This is a genomic window from Pseudomonas sp. M20, from assembly GCF_045037865.1.
Taxonomy (GTDB): Bacteria; Pseudomonadota; Gammaproteobacteria; order Pseudomonadales; family Pseudomonadaceae; genus Aquipseudomonas.
Window position 1 is genome coordinate 6282040 of record NZ_CP173611.1, and the last position, 19699, is coordinate 6301738.

16 protein-coding genes are annotated in these 19699 nt (G+C 59.9%); 5 read left to right on the forward strand and 11 right to left on the reverse strand.

Annotation, left to right across the window (positions count from 1 at the left end):
* Positions 1 to 41: 41 nt before the first annotated feature.
* The 3 genes from creB to creD all read left to right on the forward strand — a co-directional run bounded on the left by creB (position 42) and on the right by creD (position 3679).
* Positions 42 to 722, forward strand: a complete 681-nt coding sequence (gene creB, locus ACI514_RS27950; protein WP_160059692.1) for a two-component system response regulator CreB — start codon at positions 42 to 44, stop codon at positions 720 to 722.
* Complete coding sequence (creC, locus tag ACI514_RS27955; RefSeq protein WP_320413581.1) at positions 722 to 2140, forward strand: two-component system sensor histidine kinase CreC; 1419 nt, start codon at positions 722 to 724, stop codon at positions 2138 to 2140. Before creB ends, creC begins: the two co-directional genes overlap by 1 nt.
* A 168-nt stretch (positions 2141 to 2308) precedes the next feature.
* Positions 2309 to 3679: a cell envelope integrity protein CreD gene (gene creD / locus ACI514_RS27960; RefSeq protein WP_095050279.1), complete on the forward strand. Its 1371-nt coding sequence runs from the start codon at positions 2309 to 2311 to the stop codon at positions 3677 to 3679.
* A 208-nt stretch (positions 3680 to 3887) separates the two neighbouring features.
* On the opposite strand, the gene ACI514_RS27965 is transcribed toward creD, so the two are convergent.
* The 8 genes from ACI514_RS27965 to ACI514_RS28000 all read right to left on the reverse strand — a co-directional run bounded on the left by ACI514_RS27965 (position 3888) and on the right by ACI514_RS28000 (position 13182).
* Complete coding sequence (locus tag ACI514_RS27965; protein ID WP_320413579.1) at positions 3888 to 4517, reverse strand: glutathione S-transferase; 630 nt, start codon at positions 4515 to 4517, stop codon at positions 3888 to 3890.
* A 209-nt stretch (positions 4518 to 4726) separates the two neighbouring features.
* Complete coding sequence (locus ACI514_RS27970; RefSeq protein ID WP_095050282.1) at positions 4727 to 4906, reverse strand: hypothetical protein; 180 nt, start codon at positions 4904 to 4906, stop codon at positions 4727 to 4729.
* Positions 4903 to 6033 (reverse strand): PepSY-associated TM helix domain-containing protein, encoded by a 1131-nt coding sequence (locus tag ACI514_RS27975; RefSeq protein WP_405122749.1) that lies wholly within the window; start codon positions 6031 to 6033, stop codon positions 4903 to 4905. Before ACI514_RS27975 ends, ACI514_RS27970 begins: the two co-directional genes overlap by 4 nt.
* 74 nt (positions 6034 to 6107) lie before the next feature.
* Complete coding sequence (locus ACI514_RS27980; RefSeq protein WP_405122750.1) at positions 6108 to 8534, reverse strand: TonB-dependent siderophore receptor; 2427 nt, start codon at positions 8532 to 8534, stop codon at positions 6108 to 6110.
* 208 nt (positions 8535 to 8742) lie between these two features.
* Positions 8743 to 9717, reverse strand: a complete 975-nt coding sequence (locus ACI514_RS27985; RefSeq protein WP_405122751.1) for a FecR domain-containing protein — start codon at positions 9715 to 9717, stop codon at positions 8743 to 8745.
* The gene (locus tag ACI514_RS27990; RefSeq protein ID WP_189684071.1) at positions 9714 to 10190 is read right to left on the reverse strand and encodes an RNA polymerase sigma factor; all 477 of its coding nucleotides are present in this window, start codon (positions 10188 to 10190) and stop codon (positions 9714 to 9716) included. Before ACI514_RS27990 ends, ACI514_RS27985 begins: the two co-directional genes overlap by 4 nt.
* 353 nt (positions 10191 to 10543) lie before the next feature.
* Positions 10544 to 11251, reverse strand: a complete 708-nt coding sequence (locus ACI514_RS27995; protein ID WP_405122752.1) for a PolC-type DNA polymerase III — start codon at positions 11249 to 11251, stop codon at positions 10544 to 10546.
* Positions 11248 to 13182, reverse strand: coding sequence for a putative nucleotidyltransferase substrate binding domain-containing protein (locus ACI514_RS28000; protein ID WP_342794316.1), 1935 nt, complete (start codon positions 13180 to 13182; stop codon positions 11248 to 11250). The genes ACI514_RS27995 and ACI514_RS28000 overlap by 4 nt, the downstream gene beginning before the upstream one ends.
* Before the next feature lie 258 nt (positions 13183 to 13440).
* On the opposite strand from ACI514_RS28000, the gene ACI514_RS28005 reads away from it, so the two are divergent.
* Entirely contained in the window at positions 13441 to 13887 is a 447-nt protein-coding gene (locus ACI514_RS28005) for a response regulator (protein ID WP_160059681.1), read from the forward strand.
* Between the two features lie 261 nt (positions 13888 to 14148).
* On the opposite strand, the gene ACI514_RS28010 is transcribed toward ACI514_RS28005, so the two are convergent.
* Complete coding sequence (locus ACI514_RS28010; RefSeq protein WP_160059680.1) at positions 14149 to 16326, reverse strand: malate synthase G; 2178 nt, start codon at positions 16324 to 16326, stop codon at positions 14149 to 14151.
* Positions 16327 to 16830: 504 nt separating this feature from the next.
* Between ACI514_RS28010 and ACI514_RS28015 the strand changes: the two genes are divergently transcribed.
* Positions 16831 to 17349 carry a glycine cleavage system protein R gene (locus ACI514_RS28015; RefSeq protein ID WP_160059679.1) on the forward strand — a complete coding sequence of 173 codons (519 nt, stop codon included), beginning with the start codon at positions 16831 to 16833 and terminating at the stop codon, positions 17347 to 17349.
* A 223-nt stretch (positions 17350 to 17572) separates the two neighbouring features.
* On the opposite strand, the gene rarD is transcribed toward ACI514_RS28015, so the two are convergent.
* On the reverse strand, positions 17573 to 18460 hold the full coding sequence (gene rarD, locus ACI514_RS28020; RefSeq protein WP_160059678.1) for an EamA family transporter RarD: 888 nt from the start codon (positions 18458 to 18460) through the stop codon (positions 17573 to 17575).
* Between the two features lie 205 nt (positions 18461 to 18665).
* Positions 18666 to 19640, reverse strand: coding sequence for a serine/threonine protein kinase (locus ACI514_RS28025; protein WP_016983182.1), 975 nt, complete (start codon positions 19638 to 19640; stop codon positions 18666 to 18668).
* Positions 19641 to 19699 lie beyond the last annotated feature (59 nt).

Below are 19699 nucleotides of genomic sequence, written 5' to 3' on the forward strand. Positions count from 1 at the left end.
TGGGGCACCGTTCGCGCACTTAACCCACGGGCTCGGACGCCATGCCTCATATCCTGATTGTCGAAGACGAAGCGGCGATTGCCGACACGCTGATTTTTGCCTTGCAGGGCGAGGGCTTCGCCACCACGTGGCTGAGCCTCGGCGCGGCGGCGCTGGAGCATCAGCGGCAGACCCCGGCCGATCTGATCATCCTCGACATCGGCCTGCCGGACATCAGCGGTTTCGAAACCTGCAAACAACTGCGGCGCTTCAGCGAAGTGCCGGTGCTGTTCCTCAGCGCCCGCGATGCCGAGATTGATCGCGTGGTGGGCCTGGAGATCGGCGCCGACGACTACGTGGTCAAGCCGTTCAGTCCTCGAGAGGTGGCGGCGCGGGTCAAGGCCATCCTCAAGCGCATGGCGCCGCGTCCAGCGATTGAGACCAGTTCAGCGCTGTTTCGTATCGATCCGGAGCGGATTCAAATCATTTATCGCGGTCAGACCCTGAGCCTGACCCGCCACGAATTCCGCCTGCTGCAATGCCTGCTGGAACAACCCGAGCGGGTGTTCAGCCGCGAACAATTACTTGATGCGCTAGGCGTCGCCGCCGACGCCGGCTACGAGCGCAGCATCGACAGCCACATCAAAAGCGTACGCGCCAAATTGCGTCTGGTGCGCGCCGACGCCGAGCCGATCCAGACTCATCGTGGCCTCGGTTACAGCTACAGCCCGGGGCACAGCTGATGTCACTGGGGCTGCGGATCTTTCTGGTGTACGTGCTGTTTGTCGGCCTCACCGGTTATTTCGTGCTCAACACGGTGATGGAAGAAATCCGCCCCGGCGTGCGTCAGTCCACCGAAGAAACCCTGGTCGATACCGCCAACCTGATGGCGGAAATCCTGCGGGATGATTTCAAGGCCGGCACCCTCAGCGAGAACCGCTGGCCCGAGTTGCTGCGCGCCTATGGTGAGCGCCAGCCGCAAGCGACCATTTGGGGTTTGCCGAAAAATCAGGTCAACCACCGTATCTACGTCACCGACGCGAAAGGCATCGTCGTGCTCGATTCCAGTGGTGTCGCGGTCGGTCAGGATTACTCGCGCTGGAACGACGTCTACCTGACCCTGCGCGGTGAGTACGGCGCACGTTCGAGCCGCAGTGATCCGGATGACGCCAGCTCGTCGGTGATGCACGTCGGCGCGCCGATCCGCGACAACGGCCAGATCATCGGTGTGGTCACCGTGGCCAAGCCGAACAGCTCATTGCAGCCCTACGTCGATCGCACCGAGCGGCGCCTGCTGTTTTACGGCGCCGGATTGATCGGCCTCGGTCTGCTCTTTGGCGCATTGCTGTCGTGGTGGCTGAGCCGCGCGCTGCATCGTCTGACCGGTTATGCCCAAGCGGTGAGTGAGGGCCGGCGGGTGGAAGTGCCGCATTACCGTGGCGGTGAACTGGAACAATTGGCTACCGCCGTGGAACAGATGCGCACGCAACTGGAAGGCAAGGCCTACGTCGAGCGTTATGTGCACACGCTGACCCATGAACTGAAAAGTCCGCTGGCGGCGATTCGTGGCGCGGCGGAGTTGCTGCAAGGGGACATGCCGCCGGTTCAGCGATTGCGCTTTGTCGGCAACATCGACAGTGAAAGTGCGCGGATGCAGCAGTTGATCGAACGGTTGCTGAATCTGGCGCAGGTGGAACAACGTCAGGGCCTTGAAGAGCGGGTCGCCGTGCCGTTGGCGGCGCTGGTTGATCAGTTGTTGCAGGGGCAGGCGGCGCGAATTGAAGGCAAACAGTTGCGCATCGAACAGACCATTGCGGCGGATCTGCTGTTGATTGGCGAGCCGTTTTTGCTGCGTCAGGCGTTGGGTAATCTGCTGGAAAATGCGCTGGATTTCACCCCGTTTGAGGGGCTTCTGCGGTTCAGTGCCGAGCGGGTTGGCGAGCAGATCGAATTTCGATTGTTCAATGAAACGGCGCCGATTCCTGACTACGCTTTGCCGCGTTTGACTGAACGCTTCTACTCATTGCCGCGCCCGGACAGTGGACGAAAAAGCACGGGGTTGGGGCTTAACTTCGTTGAAGAAGTGGTCAAGTTACATGGTGGGACGATGCAGATTCGTAATGTCGAAAGTGGTGTTGAGGTGACATTGCGCTTGCCTTGATTCCGTCAAAAGATCGCAGCCTTCGGCAGCTCCTACATAGGGTGCGTACACCTGTAGGCGCTGCCGAAGGCTGCGATCTTTTGATTTTTCCACACAATCTCCACATTCCCCCCACAAAACCCCCACACCCACTCAGCAGACTCTCCCCATCCAAACAGGGAGAGTCCCATGAACAAGAATCTGACTATAAAGCTCGGCGCCATCGCCCTGCTGATCCTGCTGTTATTGATCCCGCTGCTGATGATCGACGGCGTCATCGACGAGCGCCAACAGCTGCGCGATGGCGTGCTCGAAGACATTGCCCGCAGCTCCAGCTACAGCCAGCAACTGAGCGGCCCGGTGATGGTGGTGCCGTATCGCAAAGTGATTCACAACTGGAAAACCAACGATAAAACCAACCAGCGTTACGACGAACCGGGCGAAGAACGCGGGCGTTTGTACTTCCTGCCGGAACGATTTGAACTGGACGGCCAGGTGCAAACCGAACTGCGTGCGCGGGGCATTTATGAGGCGCGGCTGTTCCACGCCGATAACCGCATCAACGGCCATTTCTCATTGCCGGCGCAATTGGGCATCAAGGAAGACTTCAGCGACTACCAATTCGATGCACCGTTTCTCGCGGTCGGTATCAGCGATATTCGCGGTATCGAAAATGCGCTGAAACTGGAGCTCGATGGCCAGCGCCTCGATTTCGTTCCGGGTACGCAAGTCGGTTGGCTCGGTGAAGGTGTGCGGGTCACGCTGCCGTTGCTCGACACCAGTAAAACCACGGAACTGAGCTTCGGCTTCGACCTGCGTCTGCAAGGCACTGGTTCATTGCAGGTGCTGCCGGTGGGCAAGAGCAGCAGCGTCAGCCTCACTGCCAACTGGCCGCATCCAAGCTTTGTCGGCAACTTCCTGCCGGGCAAACGTGAAATCAATGATCAAGGTTTCAGCGCCGATTGGCAGACCACGTTTTTCTCCACCAACCTGCAAGACGCCATGAGCCGTTGCGTGAGCAGCAATGATTGCGAGGCGTTCAACGGTCGTAGCTTCGGTGTGAGCTTTATCGATCCGGTGGATCAATATCTGAAGAGTGACCGGGCGATCAAGTATGCGCTGCTGTTCATTGTCCTGACGTTCGCCGGTTTCTTCCTCTTCGAAGTACTCAAGAGTCTGGCCGTGCACCCGGTGCAATACGCGCTGGTTGGTGTGGCGCTGGCATTCTTTTATCTGTTGTTGCTGTCGCTGTCGGAGCACATTGGTTTTGCCCTGGCATATTTGCTGTCGGCCAGTGCCTGTGTGGTGTTGATCGGATTTTATGTCTGCCATGTGCTGCGCAGTGTGCGTCACGGCTTGAGTTTTTCGGCGGGGCTGGCGGCGTTGTATGGCCTGCTTTATGGCTTGCTGAGCGCTGAGGATTACGCGTTGTTGATGGGCTCGTTGTTGCTGTTTGGTTTGCTCGGTGTGTTCATGGTGCTGACGCGCAAACTGGATTGGTACGGGATCGGTCAGAAACCGGCGAAGCCGTTGGAGTTTGATGTCGGGGCGATGCAATGAGCCGGTCGCTGGGATTGCGTGAGGATCAGTGCTGGAGGGAGGGATTGGTGACGCGGATGATCGGTTTTTTGCCTGTGGAACCGAGGTGGTGCCATCGCTGGCAAGCCAGCTCCCACAATGAGTTCGGTGATGACACAAATCCCCGATCTACCACAAATCCTGCGGGAGCTGGCTTGCCAGCGATGAGGCCGGAACAGGCCCTGGAAAACTAAGGCTTGGGCATGGTCGCGATCATGGAAGGTCGCTGACTCACTTCAAAAAACCAGTTGGCCAATTGCGGGTTGGCATCCCGCCAGCCCAGATCCGGGAAGCGCAAATCGAGATAACCCAGCGCACAGGCGACGCTGATCGCTGCCACATCAAAGTGGCTGGTCAGCTCGGCAATCGCGTCGCGCTCCAACAAAGCGAGGGCGCGGCGGATCTTGTCGCGCTGAGCCTCGAGCCATTCATCCCAATGCTTTTCCGGCGCGCGCAGGACCATTTCATAACGCACCATCACCGACGCGTCCATGATCCCGTCGGCCATCGAGGCCAGGGTCAGGCGGCGCCAGCGAGCCGCGCCTTCGCGGGGGATCAGCGGATTGCCGACGTGCTGCTGGTCGAGGTATTCGAGGATCACCCGGCTGTCATGGATAACGTTGCCGTCGGCCAGGCGCAGGGCAGGGATCTTGCCCAGCGGGTTGTCGAGATTGAGCTCGGCGCTCGGGCTGACCGGGCTTAGCACGCAGTCTTGCAGCGCGACGCGATCCTGCTGGCCGGTTTCGTGCAGCAACACCATCACTTTGCGCACAAACGGGGAGAGCGTGTTGTGGTACAGGGTCATGCTGGGGGCGGACATTGGCAAACCTCGGTGATCGTCGAAGAGCAGGTGGTTAGCCTAGTCAGAACCGCGATGGCTGGCGAGGGAATTTATGGCGCCCATCCGGGCGCCATCGCTGGCAAGCCAGCTCCCACAGGTTTTTGCAGTGAACACACATTTCAGGCCCAGCAGAGATCCTTGTGGGAGCTGGCTTGCCAGCGATGAGGCCATCACCGACAGCACAAAAACTACCTGCGCAGCAACAATCCCCTGATCGCCAGAAAGGCCGGAACACCCAGTCCGACCCAGCTCAATGCATCCCAAATCCCATCCCCCAGCAACGCCGCAAACAACCCCGCCGCACTGAGCAACGCAATCACGATCGGCGTGCTGAACACTTTCCAGAAACTCGACTGACGCGGCTTCATGCAGAGGCCTCCGCCGTTTCCAGCACAGGCCTGGCCGCTCTGCGCCGAACCACCCACAAATACACGCCACTGCCGAGCACAATGATCGTCAGCACATCCAGAGTGGCCCAGAGGATTTTCATCGGCATGCCGCCATAGTCACCAAAGTGCAGCGGCTGCGACATGCCCATGGCGTCCATGTACCACGGCCGTTCGGCCACGGCGGTGACCTGCAGCGTGGTCGCATCGATCAGCACCGGCGTCAGCAGATGCGAGGTCAGGTGCGTACCGCCCTTCATGAACACCGAGTAATGGTGTTCGCTGGAAAAGCGTGTGCCGGGGAAGGCAATGAAATCCGGTTTCATCTCCGGCGCAACTTCAGCAGCGATATCGAGCAAACGCGTGGCCGGCGCCAGGTGGGTCAGCGGTGGCGCACCGCGGTACGGTTCGATCAGCGCAGTCAGTGCGTCATTGCGCCAGGCAGCGATCAGCAGGTCGGCGCAGGCGCTGATCACACCGGTCACGCCGACAACCAGCGCCCAGGTCAGGGTGACAACACCGATCAGGTTATGCAGGTCGAGCCAGCGCAGCCGTGTCGACTTGTCCTGACGCACCGTGCCGAACTTCAAACGGCGCATGAACGGCAGGTACAGCACCGTCCCGGATACGATGGCCACGACAAACAGCAGCCCCATGAACGCCAGCAGTAATTTGCCCGGCAGCCCGGCGAACATGTCGACATGCAGTCGCAGGATGAACAGCATCAAGCCGCCATTGGCCGAAGGCGTTTCCAGCGCTTCCCCGGTTCGCGCATCGAGCATGAACGTGTGCGAGGAATTCGGTTCGGTGCCAGCGGTTTTCGCCATGATCGTCAGCACGGCGTTCGGCTCATCCTCATCGAAGCCGAAGTACTGCACGACTTCGTCGGGACGATGTTTTTCTGCGGCCTCGACCAGTTGCGCCAGGTTCAGCCGTGGCGTGTCGGCCGGCATCTCGCGTACTTCGGGTGCATCGCCGAGCAGATGTTCGATCTCGTGATGGAAAATCAGCGGCAGACCGGTCAAGGCCAGCATCAGCAAAAACACGGTACAGACCAGGCTGGTCCAGGTGTGGATGAACGACCAGCGACGAATTGTTTTACTTTTCATTTCATGACCTTCAAAAACACCAAAGCCGTCCACGAAGGACGGCCTGGTCACAGGGCCTGTTTCAGCTCAAGCGCTTACCACTTGTAAGTGGCGCTGGCGACGACACTGCGCGTGTCGCCGTAGTAGCAGTAGAAGCTGTCGCAGGTGGAAATGTATTCCTTGTCGAACAGGTTGGTCGCGTTGAGTGCCAGCGACGCGCCTTTGAGGCTGTTGTCCAGACGGCCGAGGTCGTAATGCACCGAAGCGTCGAACACGGTGTAGGCATCCGCCTTGCCCAGCCAGGTGTTGGCCTTGTCGCCATAGGTGTTGCCGGTGTAACGCACGCCACCGCCAATGCCGAAGCCGTCGAGGACGCCGGCGTGCCAGGTGTAATCGGTCCACAGCGACGCTTGTTGGTTCGGCATCAGTTGCAGGCGATTGCCCTTGTCGACGCCATTCTGCACTTCCGATTTGGCCAGGGTGTAGGCAGCGATGACTTTAAGGTTGTCGGTGACGTCGGAAACCGCTTCCAGCTCCAGGCCTTTGACTTTCACTTCGCCGGTCTGGCTGGTGATCGAGACGTTGTTGACGAAGGTGTTGACCGAGACGTTCTTCTGAGTGAGGTCATACACGGCAGCGGTCAGCAGGGTTTTGCTGCCCGGTGGCTGGTACTTGATGCCCAGCTCCCACTGCTTGCCTTCGGTCGGTTTGAGCGACTCGGTGGACGAGGCGTCGGCACCGGTGGTCGGCTGGAAAGACTCGGCGTACGACAGATACGGCACGAAACCGTTGTCGAACACGTAGCTGAGCGCGGCGTTGCCACTGAAGGCCTTGTCGCGCTGGGTGTTGGTGGCATCGCCCTTGTTGATGAACTTTGTGCTGGTGTGCACCCAGTCTTCACGGCCGCCGAGGGTCAGGCGCCACTGGTCGAGGGCCATCTGGTCCTGGATGTACAGGCCGGTCTGGTAGGTCTTCTGGTCATAATCGTAAAACGCCGTGGAGCGCGCCGGGCGCACGATCGGCTGACCGTAGATCGGCGTGATGACGTTGGTGGGCAGGCCGTCACCGAAAATCGAGGTGTAGTTGGTGTTGCTGCGCTGGTGATCCAGGCCCAACAGCAGGGTGTGGCGGATGTCACCGGTGGCGAAGTCGGCCTGGAAGTTGTTATCCACAGCGAACTGGCTGATGTCTTCGTCGACACTGGTGCTGGTGCGGTTTACGTTGCCCTGATCGTCAACTTGCGCGAACGGATAGGAACCCGGCGTCAGCGACTGGAACGACAGATCCGACTTGGTGTAGCGCAGGTTCTGCTTGAACTGCCAGACATCGTTCAGACGATGTTCGAAGGCATAACCCAGCGCGTAGTAGGTGCGATCGTAATATTCCCAGTCCGGATCACCCAGATTCTTGTGATGGGAGATATCGCCGAACGGTGACTTGATCTTGGTGCCCTGCACCGGCAGGAACTGGCTGGTGATGCCGGTATCGTCGCGGGTGAACTGGCTCAGCAGGGTGAGCTTGGTGTCGTCATCGATGTTCCAGGTCAGGCTCGGCGCGATGTTGTAGCGCTTGTTGTCGACGTGATCGACCTGGGTGCCGCTGTCGCGCACCACGCCGCTGAGGCCGTAGAGAAACTGACCGGCGTCATCGATCTTGCCGGTGCTGGCGAAGTTGATCTGACGGTGGTTGTCGCTGCCGTATTGCAGCTGGATTTCGTTGCTGGCTTCAGCACTTGGACGACGGCTGACCATGTCCAGCAGGCCGCCCGGTGGGGTCTGGCCGTAAACCGAGGAGGCTGGGCCGCGCAGCAGGGCGAGGCGGTCGAGGTTCCAGGTTTCCTGTTTCGGGTTGGCGTACACGCCTTTTGGCAGCGGCAGACCGTCGAGGAACTGGGTCGGTTCGAAACCGCGCACACGCAGCCAGTCGGCGCGGGTGTCGCTGCCGTAGCTGCTGGCGGTGATGCCCGGCATGTAGCGCACAGCATCGTCGAGACTGTGCACGCTGCGGTCGTCCATTTGCTGGCGGGTAGCGACGGAGATCGAACGCGGTGCTTCGACCAGCGCGGTGTCGGTCTTGCTGCCAGCGGCGGTGCGAGTGGCGGTATAGCCTTCGACCGGGCCCCAGGCGCTTTCGAAGTTTTCCACGCCGATGACCGAAGTTTCCGGCAGGGCCAGCGTTCCTTCAGGCACGGCGACCAGGGTGTAAGTGCCGGTGCTGCTTTGCTCCAGTTGCAGACCCGTGCCACGCAGGGCCGCACGCAGAGCGCCAGTCGCATCGTACTGGCCGTTCACCGGTGCCGAAGTCTTGCCCGCCGCCAGCGACGGATTCAGCGACAGCGCAATGCCGCCCTGGCTGGCGATCTGGTTCAGCGTGGTCGACAGTGGCGCCGCCGGCAGGTTGTAGGCGCGTACGCTGGACGCTTGTTCCGCGGCGAGCAACGGACTGCTGATCAGCGGTGCGCTGAGCGCGATGGCGACGGCCAGCAGACTGGGGCGCAACAAGGTGTCTAGCGAACGGGACATACGGCGGCTCCTGAATGGAAATATTTCTCAATTGCCTGTGTGCCGGATGAAAAGCAAAAAGTGATAGGGCTGGATGAAAATAATTTTTATTAGCTGGAAATAGTGTTGCCGCGGATGACGCCTTCGCGAGCAGGCTCGCTCCCACATTTGGAATACATTCTCCTGTGGGAGCGAGCCTGCTCGCGAAAGCGATAGTTCTACCAGCCCACTACTCAGGCTTGATATCAGCCTTCGCGACTGTGACCCAATACGGCGTATGCCGCTCGATCTGCACCGGCAGGGTCGGCAGCAATGCGCTCAAGGCTTTGTCGGTGTCATGCAGCGGGAAGCTGCCGGTAATCCGTAGATCCGCCACTTCCGGCGCCACGCCCAGATGCCCGCGACGATAACGCCCCAGTTCATGCACCAGATCGCCGAGGCGCGCGTTATCCACCACCAACATGCCGCGCGTCCAGGCATCAGCGCCGGGGTTGAGCGCGACGATCGAACCCAATCCATCACTGCGCAGCAGCACTTGCTGGCCTTCATGGAGGATTTGCTCTTCAGGGTTGGATTGCGGGTGCGCCGCGACCGCCGACTGCAACACGCTCAGACGCGTGCCTTGGTCTTCACGCTTGACCAGAAACCGCGTACCCAGGGCGCGCATGCTGCCTTCGCGGGTTTCGACGATAAAGGGCCGCGCGTCGCCATGACCGGTCTCGACGAGAATTTCGCCTTCCTGCAACACGATCAATCGGCGCTTGTCATCGAACCGCACATCTACTGCACTGTGGGTGTTGAGATTCAGCACGGTGCCGTCAGCCAGACGCACAGTGCGCTGCTCACCGGTCGCGGTGCGTTGATCGGCAAGCCAGTAATCCAGCGGCAGAAAGCGTTCACTGGCAAACAGCCCCACACCGACCAGCACCACAACGCTGGCCAGCCCACTGCCGAGCTTGCGTACCCGTCGGCGAATGCCTTCGCGCGATTGCAACAAGGCGCTGCGAGCCGGGCCTTTGGCCACGCTGAAACGCTGATCGAGCATGCCCAGTTGGCGCCAGGCGCGGGCGTGCTCTTCATTGGCCGCATGCCATTTGGCGAACTCTTCACGTTCCAGCGGACTGCTCGAGTCGAGGGTCAACTGCCAGGCAATCGCCGCGTCCAGCACATGCGCCGGTACTGGTCTGGAACTGGCCGGACTCACGTCGGCTCACCGTACAGGGCGATGTAGCACTGGCGAATGCCTTGCGCCAGATACTGGCGCACACGCGGCACCGAAACGCCGAGCTTGTCGGCAATCTCGGCATGGCTGAGGCCATCGAGGCGGTTATAAAGGAAAGCGGCGCGGGCTTTGGTCGACAGTTTGCCGAGCAAGCGGTCGATGGCTTTGAGGTCTTCGAGGATCATTTGCTGTTCTTCCACCGAAGGTTGTTCGCCTTCGGGGATCAGCATCAGTTCGGTGAGGTAGGCCTGTTCCAGCGCCGCGCGACGGAAGTAGTCGAACAGCAAGCCTTTGGCGATTGCCACCAGAAAGGCGCGTGGCTCGCGCGGTGTCAGCATTTCGTCGCGACCGAGCAGGCGCACGAAGGTGTCCTGGCTCAAGTCCTCGGCGCGCTGCGGGCAAGCCACATTGCGCCGCAACCATGCCAGCAGCCAACCGCGATGGTCGCGATACATCGCACCGACGAGCTCACTGTTAGGGCTTGGGACTGACGACACCGGACATCACCGATTGGGAAATGTTAACTAACGCGAATTGTTCGCGATTGTGGCAGAGGTGGGAATGGTTAGCAATTGGCCACTGGTCAGGTGGGCGGTTAAAGGCAGACCCTCACCCTAGCCCTCTCCCAGAGGGAGAGGGGACTGATCGGGGGATATTGACGCAATACGCCGACGTGAAAGATTTCTGCTGAATCCATAATCGACGCGGTTTCTCAGGTCGATGGAAAACCCGAGACACCTCGGTCGGCGCCCTCTCCCTCTGGGAGAGGGCTGGGGTGAGGGAGATGGATCTTGGACTTGACTCAATTTCAGAACGAAGGCGCCTGCTGCCGCCGCTTCCACTGACTCAACCGCTGCTGCAAATTCAACGGACTATGAATCTGCTGCCCCCGCGCCCGGTTGAACAGAATCAACGCCAGTTCCGCCGTGGCCAGCGCATCGGCGCTCGCGTTGTGCCGCTCGAACACTTCAAGCTTGAACCAGTCGATCCACTCATCCAGCCCGGCCTCACGAATCTGCGCCTGCGGACACACCAACGGTGCAATGTCGGCGACATCGAGAAACACCTGCTGCAACTTGTGCCCCAGATGCTCCTTTAGCGCACGTCCAAGCATGTGTTGGTCGAACGGCGCATGAAACGCCAATACCGGGCTGTCACCGACAAACTCCAGCAACTCCAACAATGCCTCGGCCGGTTCACTGCCGGCTGCAATCGCGTTCGGTCCCAAGCCGTGAATCAACACGCTTGGGCTGAGCTTCAATTCACGACACCGCAACGTGCGTTCGAATTGCTGACTGAAATCGATCGCGCCATCCTCGATCACCACCGCGCCAATCGACACCACGCGATCCTTGTTCAGGTTCAGTCCGGTGGTTTCCAGATCCAGCACCACCCAGCGCTGTTCGCGCAACGTGCATTCGCTCAACTCGTTGATCGCCGGCAACTTCGCCAGACGTTGCTGCAAATCCACCGGCACCACCGCACTCGCCGGGCGCAGCCACGAGAACAGGCTCATAGCTGATACCGCAAGGTCAGGCTGCTTTGCAGGCGCTGGGCCTGGCGCAGGGATTCTCGCAGGATGCGCCGGTCGAGATGATTGAGGCTGTCCGGGTCGACGCGGTTGGAATAGGGCAGGTTCTCCCGTGTCTGCAATTGATGCTGTTGCATACGCGTTTGCTGAATGAAGTGATACGCCTCTTCATACGCCGCGCCATCCAGTCGCTCGATGACTTCTTTCTCGACCAACTGACGGAAGCGTTCGAGGGTGTTGTTGGCGTCGATGCCGTTGGCCAGTGCGAGCAGTCGCGCGCCATCCACGAACGGCGTCAGCCCCTGCACCTTGAGGTCCAGCGTGGCTTTTTCGCCATTCTTGCGCGCCAGCACAAACTCGCGGAAACGCCCCACTGGTGGACGGTTGCGCAGGGCGTTTTCGGCCATCATGCGCTGGAACAAACGGTTGTCGCCGACCTGATCGAGAATGCCCCGGCGCAGTTGTTCACAGCCTTGTTCATCACCCCAGACCACGCGCAAGTCGAAATAAATGCTCGACCCGAGCAGATTCTCCGGCGTCGCCTCGCGAATAAACGCCGCAAAACGCCGTGCCCATTCCGCTCGCGACAGACACAGCTCGGGGTTGCCGGCCATGATGTTGCCCTTGCACAGGGTGAAGCCGCACAGCGCCAGACTCTGGTTGATCTGCTGGGCGATCGGCAGCAGCTTGCCGCGAATTTCCGCCGCATGTGCTGCGTCCCGGGCGTCGAACAGAATGCCGTTGTCCTGATCGGTGTGCAGCGTCTGCTCGCGGCGGCCTTCGCTGCCGAAGCACAGCCAACTGAACGGCACGCCGGGGTCGCCTTTTTCCGCGAGGGTCAGTTCGATCACCCGGCACACGGTGTGATCGTTGAGCAGGGTGATGATGTGGGTGATCTGCGTCGAAGAAGCACCGTGAGCGAGCATGCGCTCGACCAGTTGGCCGATCTCGCCACGCAGGCTGACCAGTTGTTCGACACGCTGGGCGCTGCGGATCGTCCGGGCCAGATGCACCAGGTCGACCCGTTGCAGCGAAAACAGATCGCGCTCGGAAACCACGCCGCACAGGCGTTGATCCTTGACCAGACAGACGTGCGCGATGTGCCGTTCGGTCATCGCAATCGCTGCATCGAAGGCACTGTGATCCGGCGAAAGATAAAAGGGCGAAGGCGTCATGTGGCGCTCGATGGCTTCACTGAAATCGCCGATGCCTTCGGCCACGACATGGCGCAAATCGCGCAGGGTGAAAATCCCCAGCGGTGCCTTGTGTTCATCCACGGCGACGATGCTGCCGACCTGCTGCTCGTGCATCAGTTTCACCGCTTCACGCAACGGTGTGTCGGGGCTGCAGGTTACCGGGTGACGCATCGCCAGTTCGCCGAGTCGGGTGTTCAGCGAGTACTGCGTGCCGAGGGTTTCCACGGCTTTCTGCTGCACTTGCTGATTGACCTGATCGAGCAGGCTGCTGACCCCGCGCAAGGCGAAGTCGCGAAAGGCGTTGGAAAGGGCAAACAGTTTGATGAACGCCAGTTTGTTCAGTTGCAGGCAGAAGGTGTCTTCGCCGGCCAGATGTTCGGTGCGGGTCGCGCGTTCGCCGAGCAATGCGGCCAGCGGAAAACATTCGCCGGTGGTGATTTCAAATGTGGTCTCGGTGCCGGGTTTGGTGATGTGCTGGCGTTCACCGACCACCCGACCCTGTTTGACGATATGGAAGTGTTCGACCGGGCCGTCGGCGGGTTTGATGATGCTTTCGCCCTGGCCATAGAAACGCAGCTGACATTGCTCCACCAGATACGCGAGGTGGGCGTGTTCCATCTGATTGAAGGGCGGGAAGCGCTGGAGGAATTGCAGGGTGCCCTGAATGTTCTGCAATACCGCGGTTTTCCCTGCCTGGGTGAAGGCGTCCGCTTTACTCATAACCATTACCGCAGTCTTTTTCGAATTGTTGTTGTCGGATCGTTACGGCCATGGTCGACCCCTACGGACAGGGTGCCCATTGGACGTAAGTCTAGGTTTTGCCACCATTGGCGCAGTTTCGGAGATGCCCTACGCAAACAGTCGGAAATTCCCTTGTTTGCCCCCTTGGAAAAAAATCCGACGAAGTGCACATTGAAGCTCTGCCCCGCGATGTCTGACCACTTGCCAAGGGACTGTTTTGAATACTTAGAGAACGCCATGTCCGACCACGATATTTTGAGCGATGCCGAGCGAGAAGCGCTCAGTGCAGTCATGCTCGAACCTGATCTTCCACCTCAGCGTGTATTGATCGTTGATGACGACAAGGACGCCCGGGAGCTGTTGTCGGAGATTCTCGCGTTGGACGGCATTCGTTGCATGACCGCTGCCAGTGGTGAAACGGCGCTGAAGATGCTCGCTGAAAAACCCTCGATTGGGCTGGTGATCACGGATCTGCGCATGGGCAATGTCGATGGCCTCGAGCTGATCCGCCAAGTGCGTGAGTCGGTGCGGGCGGCGATGCCGATCATCATTGTTTCCGGCGATGCCGATGTGAAAGACGCGATTGCGGCAATGCATTTGAGCGTGGTGGATTTTTTGCTCAAGCCGATTGATACGGGCAAGTTGCTCGGTCTGGTCAAACACGAGTTGGGTATCGATCCCTAAGAGCCCCTCACCCTAGCCCTCTCCCAGAGGGAGAGGGGACTGACCGCGGTGAATGTGCAAGGTACACCGACTTGAAATTACCGAGTCGAACTCAGAACTTGAAGCTTCCTCAATCTGCTCCCTTTCCCCCTCGCCCCTTGGGGGAGAGGGCTGGGGTGAGGGGGATGGATCTCAAGCCCACCACCAAAATCCAATCCAACACAAACAAAAAAGCCCTGATCACTCGATCAGGGCTTTTTCATGTCCGGCATTCAGCGCAAGTTACAGGCCGTTGGCCTTCTTGAACTCGCGACGACGACGGTGCAGCACCGGCTCGGTGTAACCGTTCGGCTGTTTGGTGCCTTCGATCACCAGTTCGACCGCCGCCTGGAAGGCGATGTTGCTGTCGAAGTTCGGTGCCAGCGGACGGTACAACGGGTCGTTGGCGTTCTGACGATCAACCACCGGCGCCATGCGCTTGAGGCTTTCCATCACTTGCGCTTCGGTGACTACGCCGTGGCGCAGCCAGTTGGCGATGTGCTGGCTGGAGATACGCAGCGTGGCACGGTCTTCCATCAGGCCGACGTCGTTGATGTCCGGCACTTTCGAGCAGCCAACACCCTGGTCGATCCAGCGCACCACGTAACCGAGAATGCCCTGGGCATTGTTGTCCAGTTCGTTCTTGATCTGCTCTGGCGTCCAGTTCGGGTTGACCGCCAGCGGGATGGTCAGGATGTCGTCGACGGACGCGCGAGCACGTTTGGCCAGTTCGGCCTGACGGGCGAACACGTCGACCTTGTGGTAGTGCAGCGCGTGCAGTGCAGCGGCAGTCGGCGATGGAACCCAAGCGGTGTTGGCGCCAGCCAATGGGTGCGCGATTTTCTGCTCGAGCATCGCGGCCATCAGATCCGGCATCGCCCACATGCCTTTACCGATTTGCGCACGACCTTGCAGGCCGGTGCTCAGACCGATATCGACGTTCCAGTTTTCGTACGCGCCGATCCACTTCTCAGCCTTCATGTCAGCCTTGCGCACAACCGGGCCGGCTTCCATGGAGGTGTGGATTTCGTCGCCGGTGCGGTCGAGGAAACCGGTGTTGATGAACACCACGCGCTCACTGGCAGCCTTGATGCAAGCCTTGAGGTTGACCGTGGTGCGGCGTTCCTCGTCCATGATCCCGACTTTCAGGGTGTTGCGCGTAAGGCCCAACACGTCTTCGATGCGACCGAACAGCTCGTTGGTGAACGCCGCTTCTTCCGGACCGTGCATCTTCGGCTTAACGATGTAGACCGAACCGGTGCGGGTGTTGCGGCGCGAGGTGTTGCCGTTGAGGTTGTGCATCGCCGCGAGGCAAGTGACCAGACCGTCGAGGATGCCTTCCGGCACTTCGTTACCGTCTTTGTCGAGGATCGCGTCGATGGTCATCAGATGGCCAACGTTACGCACGAACAACAGCGAACGGCCATGCAGGGTCACTTCACCGCCATTCGGCGCGGCGTAGGTGCGGTCCGGGTTCATGGTGCGGGTGAAGGTCTGGCCGCCCTTGGAAACGGATTCCGAAAGGTCGCCCTTCATCAGGCCGAGCCAGTTGCGGTAGATCACCACTTTGTCGTCGGCATCGACGGCGGCCACGGAGTCTTCGCAGTCCATGATGGTGGTCAGCGCGGCTTCCATCAGGATGTCTTTGACGCCGGCGGCGTCGGTCTGGCCAACCGGGGTGCTGGCGTCGACCTGGATTTCGAAATGCAGACCATTGTGTTTCAGCAGGATCGCGATTGGCGCGTTGGCGTCGCCCTGGAAACCGATCAGTTGTGCATCGTCGCGCAGGCCAGTGTTGCTGCCGCCCTTGAGGGTGACCAGCAGTTTGCCGTCAGCGATTTTGTAGCCGGTCGAGTCAACGTGAGAGCCAGCAGCCAATGGCGCAGCTTCGTCGAGGAAGGCACGAGCGAAGGCGATGACTTTGTCGCCCCGCACCTTGTTGTAGCCTTTGCCTTTTTCCGCGCCACCGTCTTCGCTGATCGCGTCGGTGCCGTAGAGGGCGTCGTACAGCGAACCCCAGCGGGCGTTCGAAGCATTGAGAGCGAAGCGGGCGTTCATCACCGGCACAACGAGTTGCGGACCGGCGGTGCGGGCGATTTCATCATCGACATTTTGCGTCGTTGCCTGGAAATCAGCCGCTTCTGGCAGCAGATAACCGATTTCTTGCAGGAAGGCTTTATAGGCCACGGCGTCGTGCGCCTGACCGTTGCGTTCCTGATGCCAGGCGTCAATACGAGCCTGGAAGTCATCGCGTTTGGCGAGTAGGGCTTTGTTCTTCGGCGCCAGGTCATGAATGACCTTGTCGGCACCTTCCCAGAATTTGTCGGCGGTGAGGCCGGTACCGGGAATGGCTTCGTTGTTCACGAAGTCGAACAGGACTTTGGCGACCTGCAGGCCACCGACTTGAACGTGTTCAGTCATTGCTTGCCTCACTCTGCTCAGCTATTTCGCTTTTCAGCTCTTCAATTTTGACAATGAAGCCTCTGGCCATTTAAACCACAAACCTGCCGACCAGTACATGCCATTGCTGGCGGCTGGGCTGGGACCAATCAACGGCTTGGGGCCTTGCTGACGGGGCTTTCAGGGTTGCGAACAGGCCTTGGGCAGACATCGATCCGGCGTTATGTAGTGCGCGCTGCGGCATACTACATGATGAGTTGCGCTTGTGAAAATCAGACTAATTACGTCGTTCTGCGACCTCATGTCGCATTGCGGTCACATCGCGGAACGGGATGTTCTCAAAAAACCATTGGATTGTTCCAGCTAAATATAAAAAGTTGTACACATAAATAGTATTTGGCTGCTATGGCAGCGGTTTATGTGAGAGCGAGCCTGCTCGCGAAAGCATCGGTCGCCTCAACGCAAAATCGACCCTTGCCTATACTTCCCTTTCTATAACAAAAGTCATGAAAAGAGGGCTGCGCCATGGACCATCTCGTACTCACCGTGTTTGCCCCGGACAAGCCCGGACAGGTCGAGCGCATCGCCCAATGCATCGCCGAACACGGCGGTAACTGGTTGGAAAGCCGCATGTCGCGGATGGCCGGGCAGTTCGCCGGGATTCTTCGGGTGGGCGTACCGGCGGAGGCTTACGACGAATTAGTCGATTCCCTACAAGCACTGTCTACGCATGGCATCCGCGTATTGATTGCCGAGAGTGGTATCGAGCAGTCCTGCACCTGGAAACCGATCGCCATGGAGTTGGTGGGCAATGATCGGCCGGGGATTGTGCGCGACATCACCCGCTTGCTGAGCGAGCAGGGCGTCAACCTTGAGCGGCTGGTAACCGAAGTGCGCCCGGCACCGATGAGCAGCGAGCCGCTGTTCCATGCCGAGGCGATTCTCGCGGTACCGCTGACCTTGTCGCTCGATGTCTTGCAGTCGCGTCTGGAAACCCTGGCCGACGATCTGATGGTCGACCTGGTGTTACGCACAGACGTTTAACTGCGACTGCGGTTATCCAGTTTAAACGTGCACCTGCCTGTGGATAACCTGTAGAGACACCCCGCAACGCGAGGCCCGCCGTGGCTTTGCTGCAGCTGATCAAAAAACCGCCAACATTCAGTGAGTTGCGCACAAACGGCGGGGATCACGCTGTGGATAACCTTGGGAAGGAACGATGCAGGCCACGAGAACCGTGGCCTGTGAGGGTTTGTGCGTTTTTTGATCAGCTGCGCCGGCGCAAACTGATCACGGCGTCGACGCTATAAACGGCCAGACCGGCCCAAATGAAGATGAACGCGATCAGTGTGCTGGACGAGAGATGCTCACCGAACAACAGCACGGCTTGCAGCAGGACCAGGGTCGGGGCGAGGTATTGCAGGAAACCGATCGTGGTGTACGGCAAGTGGCGCGTGGCGGCGTTGAAGCACACCAGCGGCACCAATGTCACCGGACCGGCCGCCACCAGCCACCAGGCTTGGGACGTGGTCCAGAACTCCGGTTGAGCGCTGGTCGCGGTCTGGTTGAAGAGCAGCCAGGCAATCGCGATCGGCACCAACATCCAGGTTTCCACCACCAACCCCGGCAACGCCTTGACTGGCGCCTGTTTGCGGATCAGACCGTAGAAGCCGAACGTCAACGCGAGCACCAGCGACACCCACGGCAGACTGCCCACCTGCCACACCTGTTGCGCCACACCAACCGCCGCCAGACCGACCGCAATCCACTGCATCCGCCGCAAGCGTTCGCCGAGGATCAACATCCCCAACAGCACGTTTACCAAGGGGTTGATGTAGTAACCGAGACTCGCTTCGAGCATGCGCCCGTTGTTCACTGACCACACGTAGGTCAGCCAGTTGGCCGCGATCAGCGTACCGCTCAAGGCCAGAATCGCCAGACGTTTGGGGTTGTCGAGCAACTCGCGCAACCAGCCCGGGTGTTTCCACACCATCAGCAACAGCGCACCAAACAGCGCCGACCACAACACCCGATGGATGATGATCTCGGCCGCCGGCACTTCGGCAATGGCTTTGAAGTAGATCGGGAACAGGCCCCAGATGATGTAGGCACTCAGGCCCAGAATGTACCCGCGACGCGGGTTGGCGGCTTGCATGCAGAATCCTTGCTCAGGCAGCTGACAAAGGAGGGATTGTAAGGAGATTCGTCGGCGAGTGCCGTAGTGCAAAGGTCGGGAAATTGTGAACAGCGGGCAATTGTGGGAGCGAGCCTGCTCGCGAAGGCGTCGTTTCCGTCGACATCACTGTTGAATGTCAGTCCGTATTCGCGAGCAGGCTCGCTCCCACAAGGATATTGGTGAATCAGAAGAGTTTCAGCGGTTCTTCATTCAGTGCCGACAGTTGCTCACGCAACGCCAACACCTGATCGCCCCAATACCGCTCGGTGCCGAACCACGGGAAACTGTGCGGAAACGCCGGGTCATCCCAGCGCCGCGCGAGCCAGGCGCTGTAGTGCATCAGGCGCAGCGCGCGCAGCGGTTCGATCAGCGCCAGCTCACGCGGGTCGAAATCGTGAAACTCGTTGTAGCCGTCCATCAATTCCGACAACTGCCCGAGGCATTCCTGACGATCCCCGGCGAGCATCATCCAGATGTCCTGCACCGCCGGGCCCATCCGGCAGTCGTCGAGGTCGACGATGTGGAACATCTCGTCGCGGCACATCATGTTGCCGGGGTGGCAGTCGCCGTGCATGCGGATGTTCTGGTGCGGCGTGTTGGCGTAGGCATCTTCCACGCGCTTGAGCAGGTCGCGGGCGACGGACTCGTAGGCCGGCAGCAGGCTTTTCGGAATGAAGTTGCCTTCGAGCAAGGTGTTCAGCGAGGCGTGGCCGAAGTTCTGCACGGCGAGGGCTTCACGGTGTTCGAACGGCTTGGTCGCGCCGACCGCGTGAATCCGCCCGAGCAACTGGCCGAGGCGATACAACTGATCGAGATTACCCGGCTCCGGCGCCCGGCCGCCGCGACGCGGGAACAGGGTGAAGCGGAAACCGGCATGCTCGTGCAGGGTTTCGCCGTTGTGGATCAGCGGCGCCACGACCGGGATTTCGACGTCGGCCAGCTCGAAGGTGAACTTGTGTTCTTCGAGGATGGCTTCGTTGGTCCAGCGCTGCGGGCGGTAGAACTTGGCGATCAGCGGCTCGGAGTCTTCGATGCCGACTTGATAAACGCGGTTTTCATAGCTGTTGAGCGCCAGAATGCGCGCATCACTGAGGAAACCGATGCTTTCAACGGCATCGAGGACGAGGTCGGGTGTGAGGGTTTCAAACGGGTGGGCCATGCTGACTCCTGCGCGCAGCAGGCTGCCGCGTCCGGCCCAGCATGGTAGCGCAGATGGCT

Bases quoted from the DNA above. Each gene is read 5' to 3' on its own strand.
- creB (WP_160059692.1), top strand. From the start codon at position 42: ATGCCTCATATCCTGATTGTCGAAGACGAAGCGGCGATTGCCGACACG.
- creC (WP_320413581.1), top strand. From the start codon at position 722: ATGTCACTGGGGCTGCGGATCTTTCTGGTGTACGTGCTGTTTGTCGGC.
- creD (WP_095050279.1), top strand. From the start codon at position 2,309: ATGAACAAGAATCTGACTATAAAGCTCGGCGCCATCGCCCTGCTGATC.
- ACI514_RS27965 (WP_320413579.1), bottom strand. From the start codon at position 4,517: ATGTCCGCCCCCAGCATGACCCTGTACCACAACACGCTCTCCCCGTTT.
- ACI514_RS27970 (WP_095050282.1), bottom strand. From the start codon at position 4,906: ATGAAGCCGCGTCAGTCGAGTTTCTGGAAAGTGTTCAGCACGCCGATC.
- ACI514_RS27975 (WP_405122749.1), bottom strand. From the start codon at position 6,033: ATGAAAAGTAAAACAATTCGTCGCTGGTCGTTCATCCACACCTGGACC.
- ACI514_RS27980 (WP_405122750.1), bottom strand. From the start codon at position 8,534: ATGTCCCGTTCGCTAGACACCTTGTTGCGCCCCAGTCTGCTGGCCGTC.
- ACI514_RS27990 (WP_189684071.1), bottom strand. From the start codon at position 10,190: ATGTATCGCGACCATCGCGGTTGGCTGCTGGCATGGTTGCGGCGCAAT.
- ACI514_RS27995 (WP_405122752.1), bottom strand. From the start codon at position 11,251: ATGAGCCTGTTCTCGTGGCTGCGCCCGGCGAGTGCGGTGGTGCCGGTG.
- ACI514_RS28000 (WP_342794316.1), bottom strand. From the start codon at position 13,182: ATGAGTAAAGCGGACGCCTTCACCCAGGCAGGGAAAACCGCGGTATTG.
- ACI514_RS28005 (WP_160059681.1), top strand. From the start codon at position 13,441: ATGTCCGACCACGATATTTTGAGCGATGCCGAGCGAGAAGCGCTCAGT.
- ACI514_RS28010 (WP_160059680.1), bottom strand. From the start codon at position 16,326: ATGACTGAACACGTTCAAGTCGGTGGCCTGCAGGTCGCCAAAGTCCTG.
- ACI514_RS28015 (WP_160059679.1), top strand. From the start codon at position 16,831: ATGGACCATCTCGTACTCACCGTGTTTGCCCCGGACAAGCCCGGACAG.
- rarD (WP_160059678.1), bottom strand. From the start codon at position 18,460: ATGCAAGCCGCCAACCCGCGTCGCGGGTACATTCTGGGCCTGAGTGCC.
- ACI514_RS28025 (WP_016983182.1), bottom strand. From the start codon at position 19,640: ATGGCCCACCCGTTTGAAACCCTCACACCCGACCTCGTCCTCGATGCC.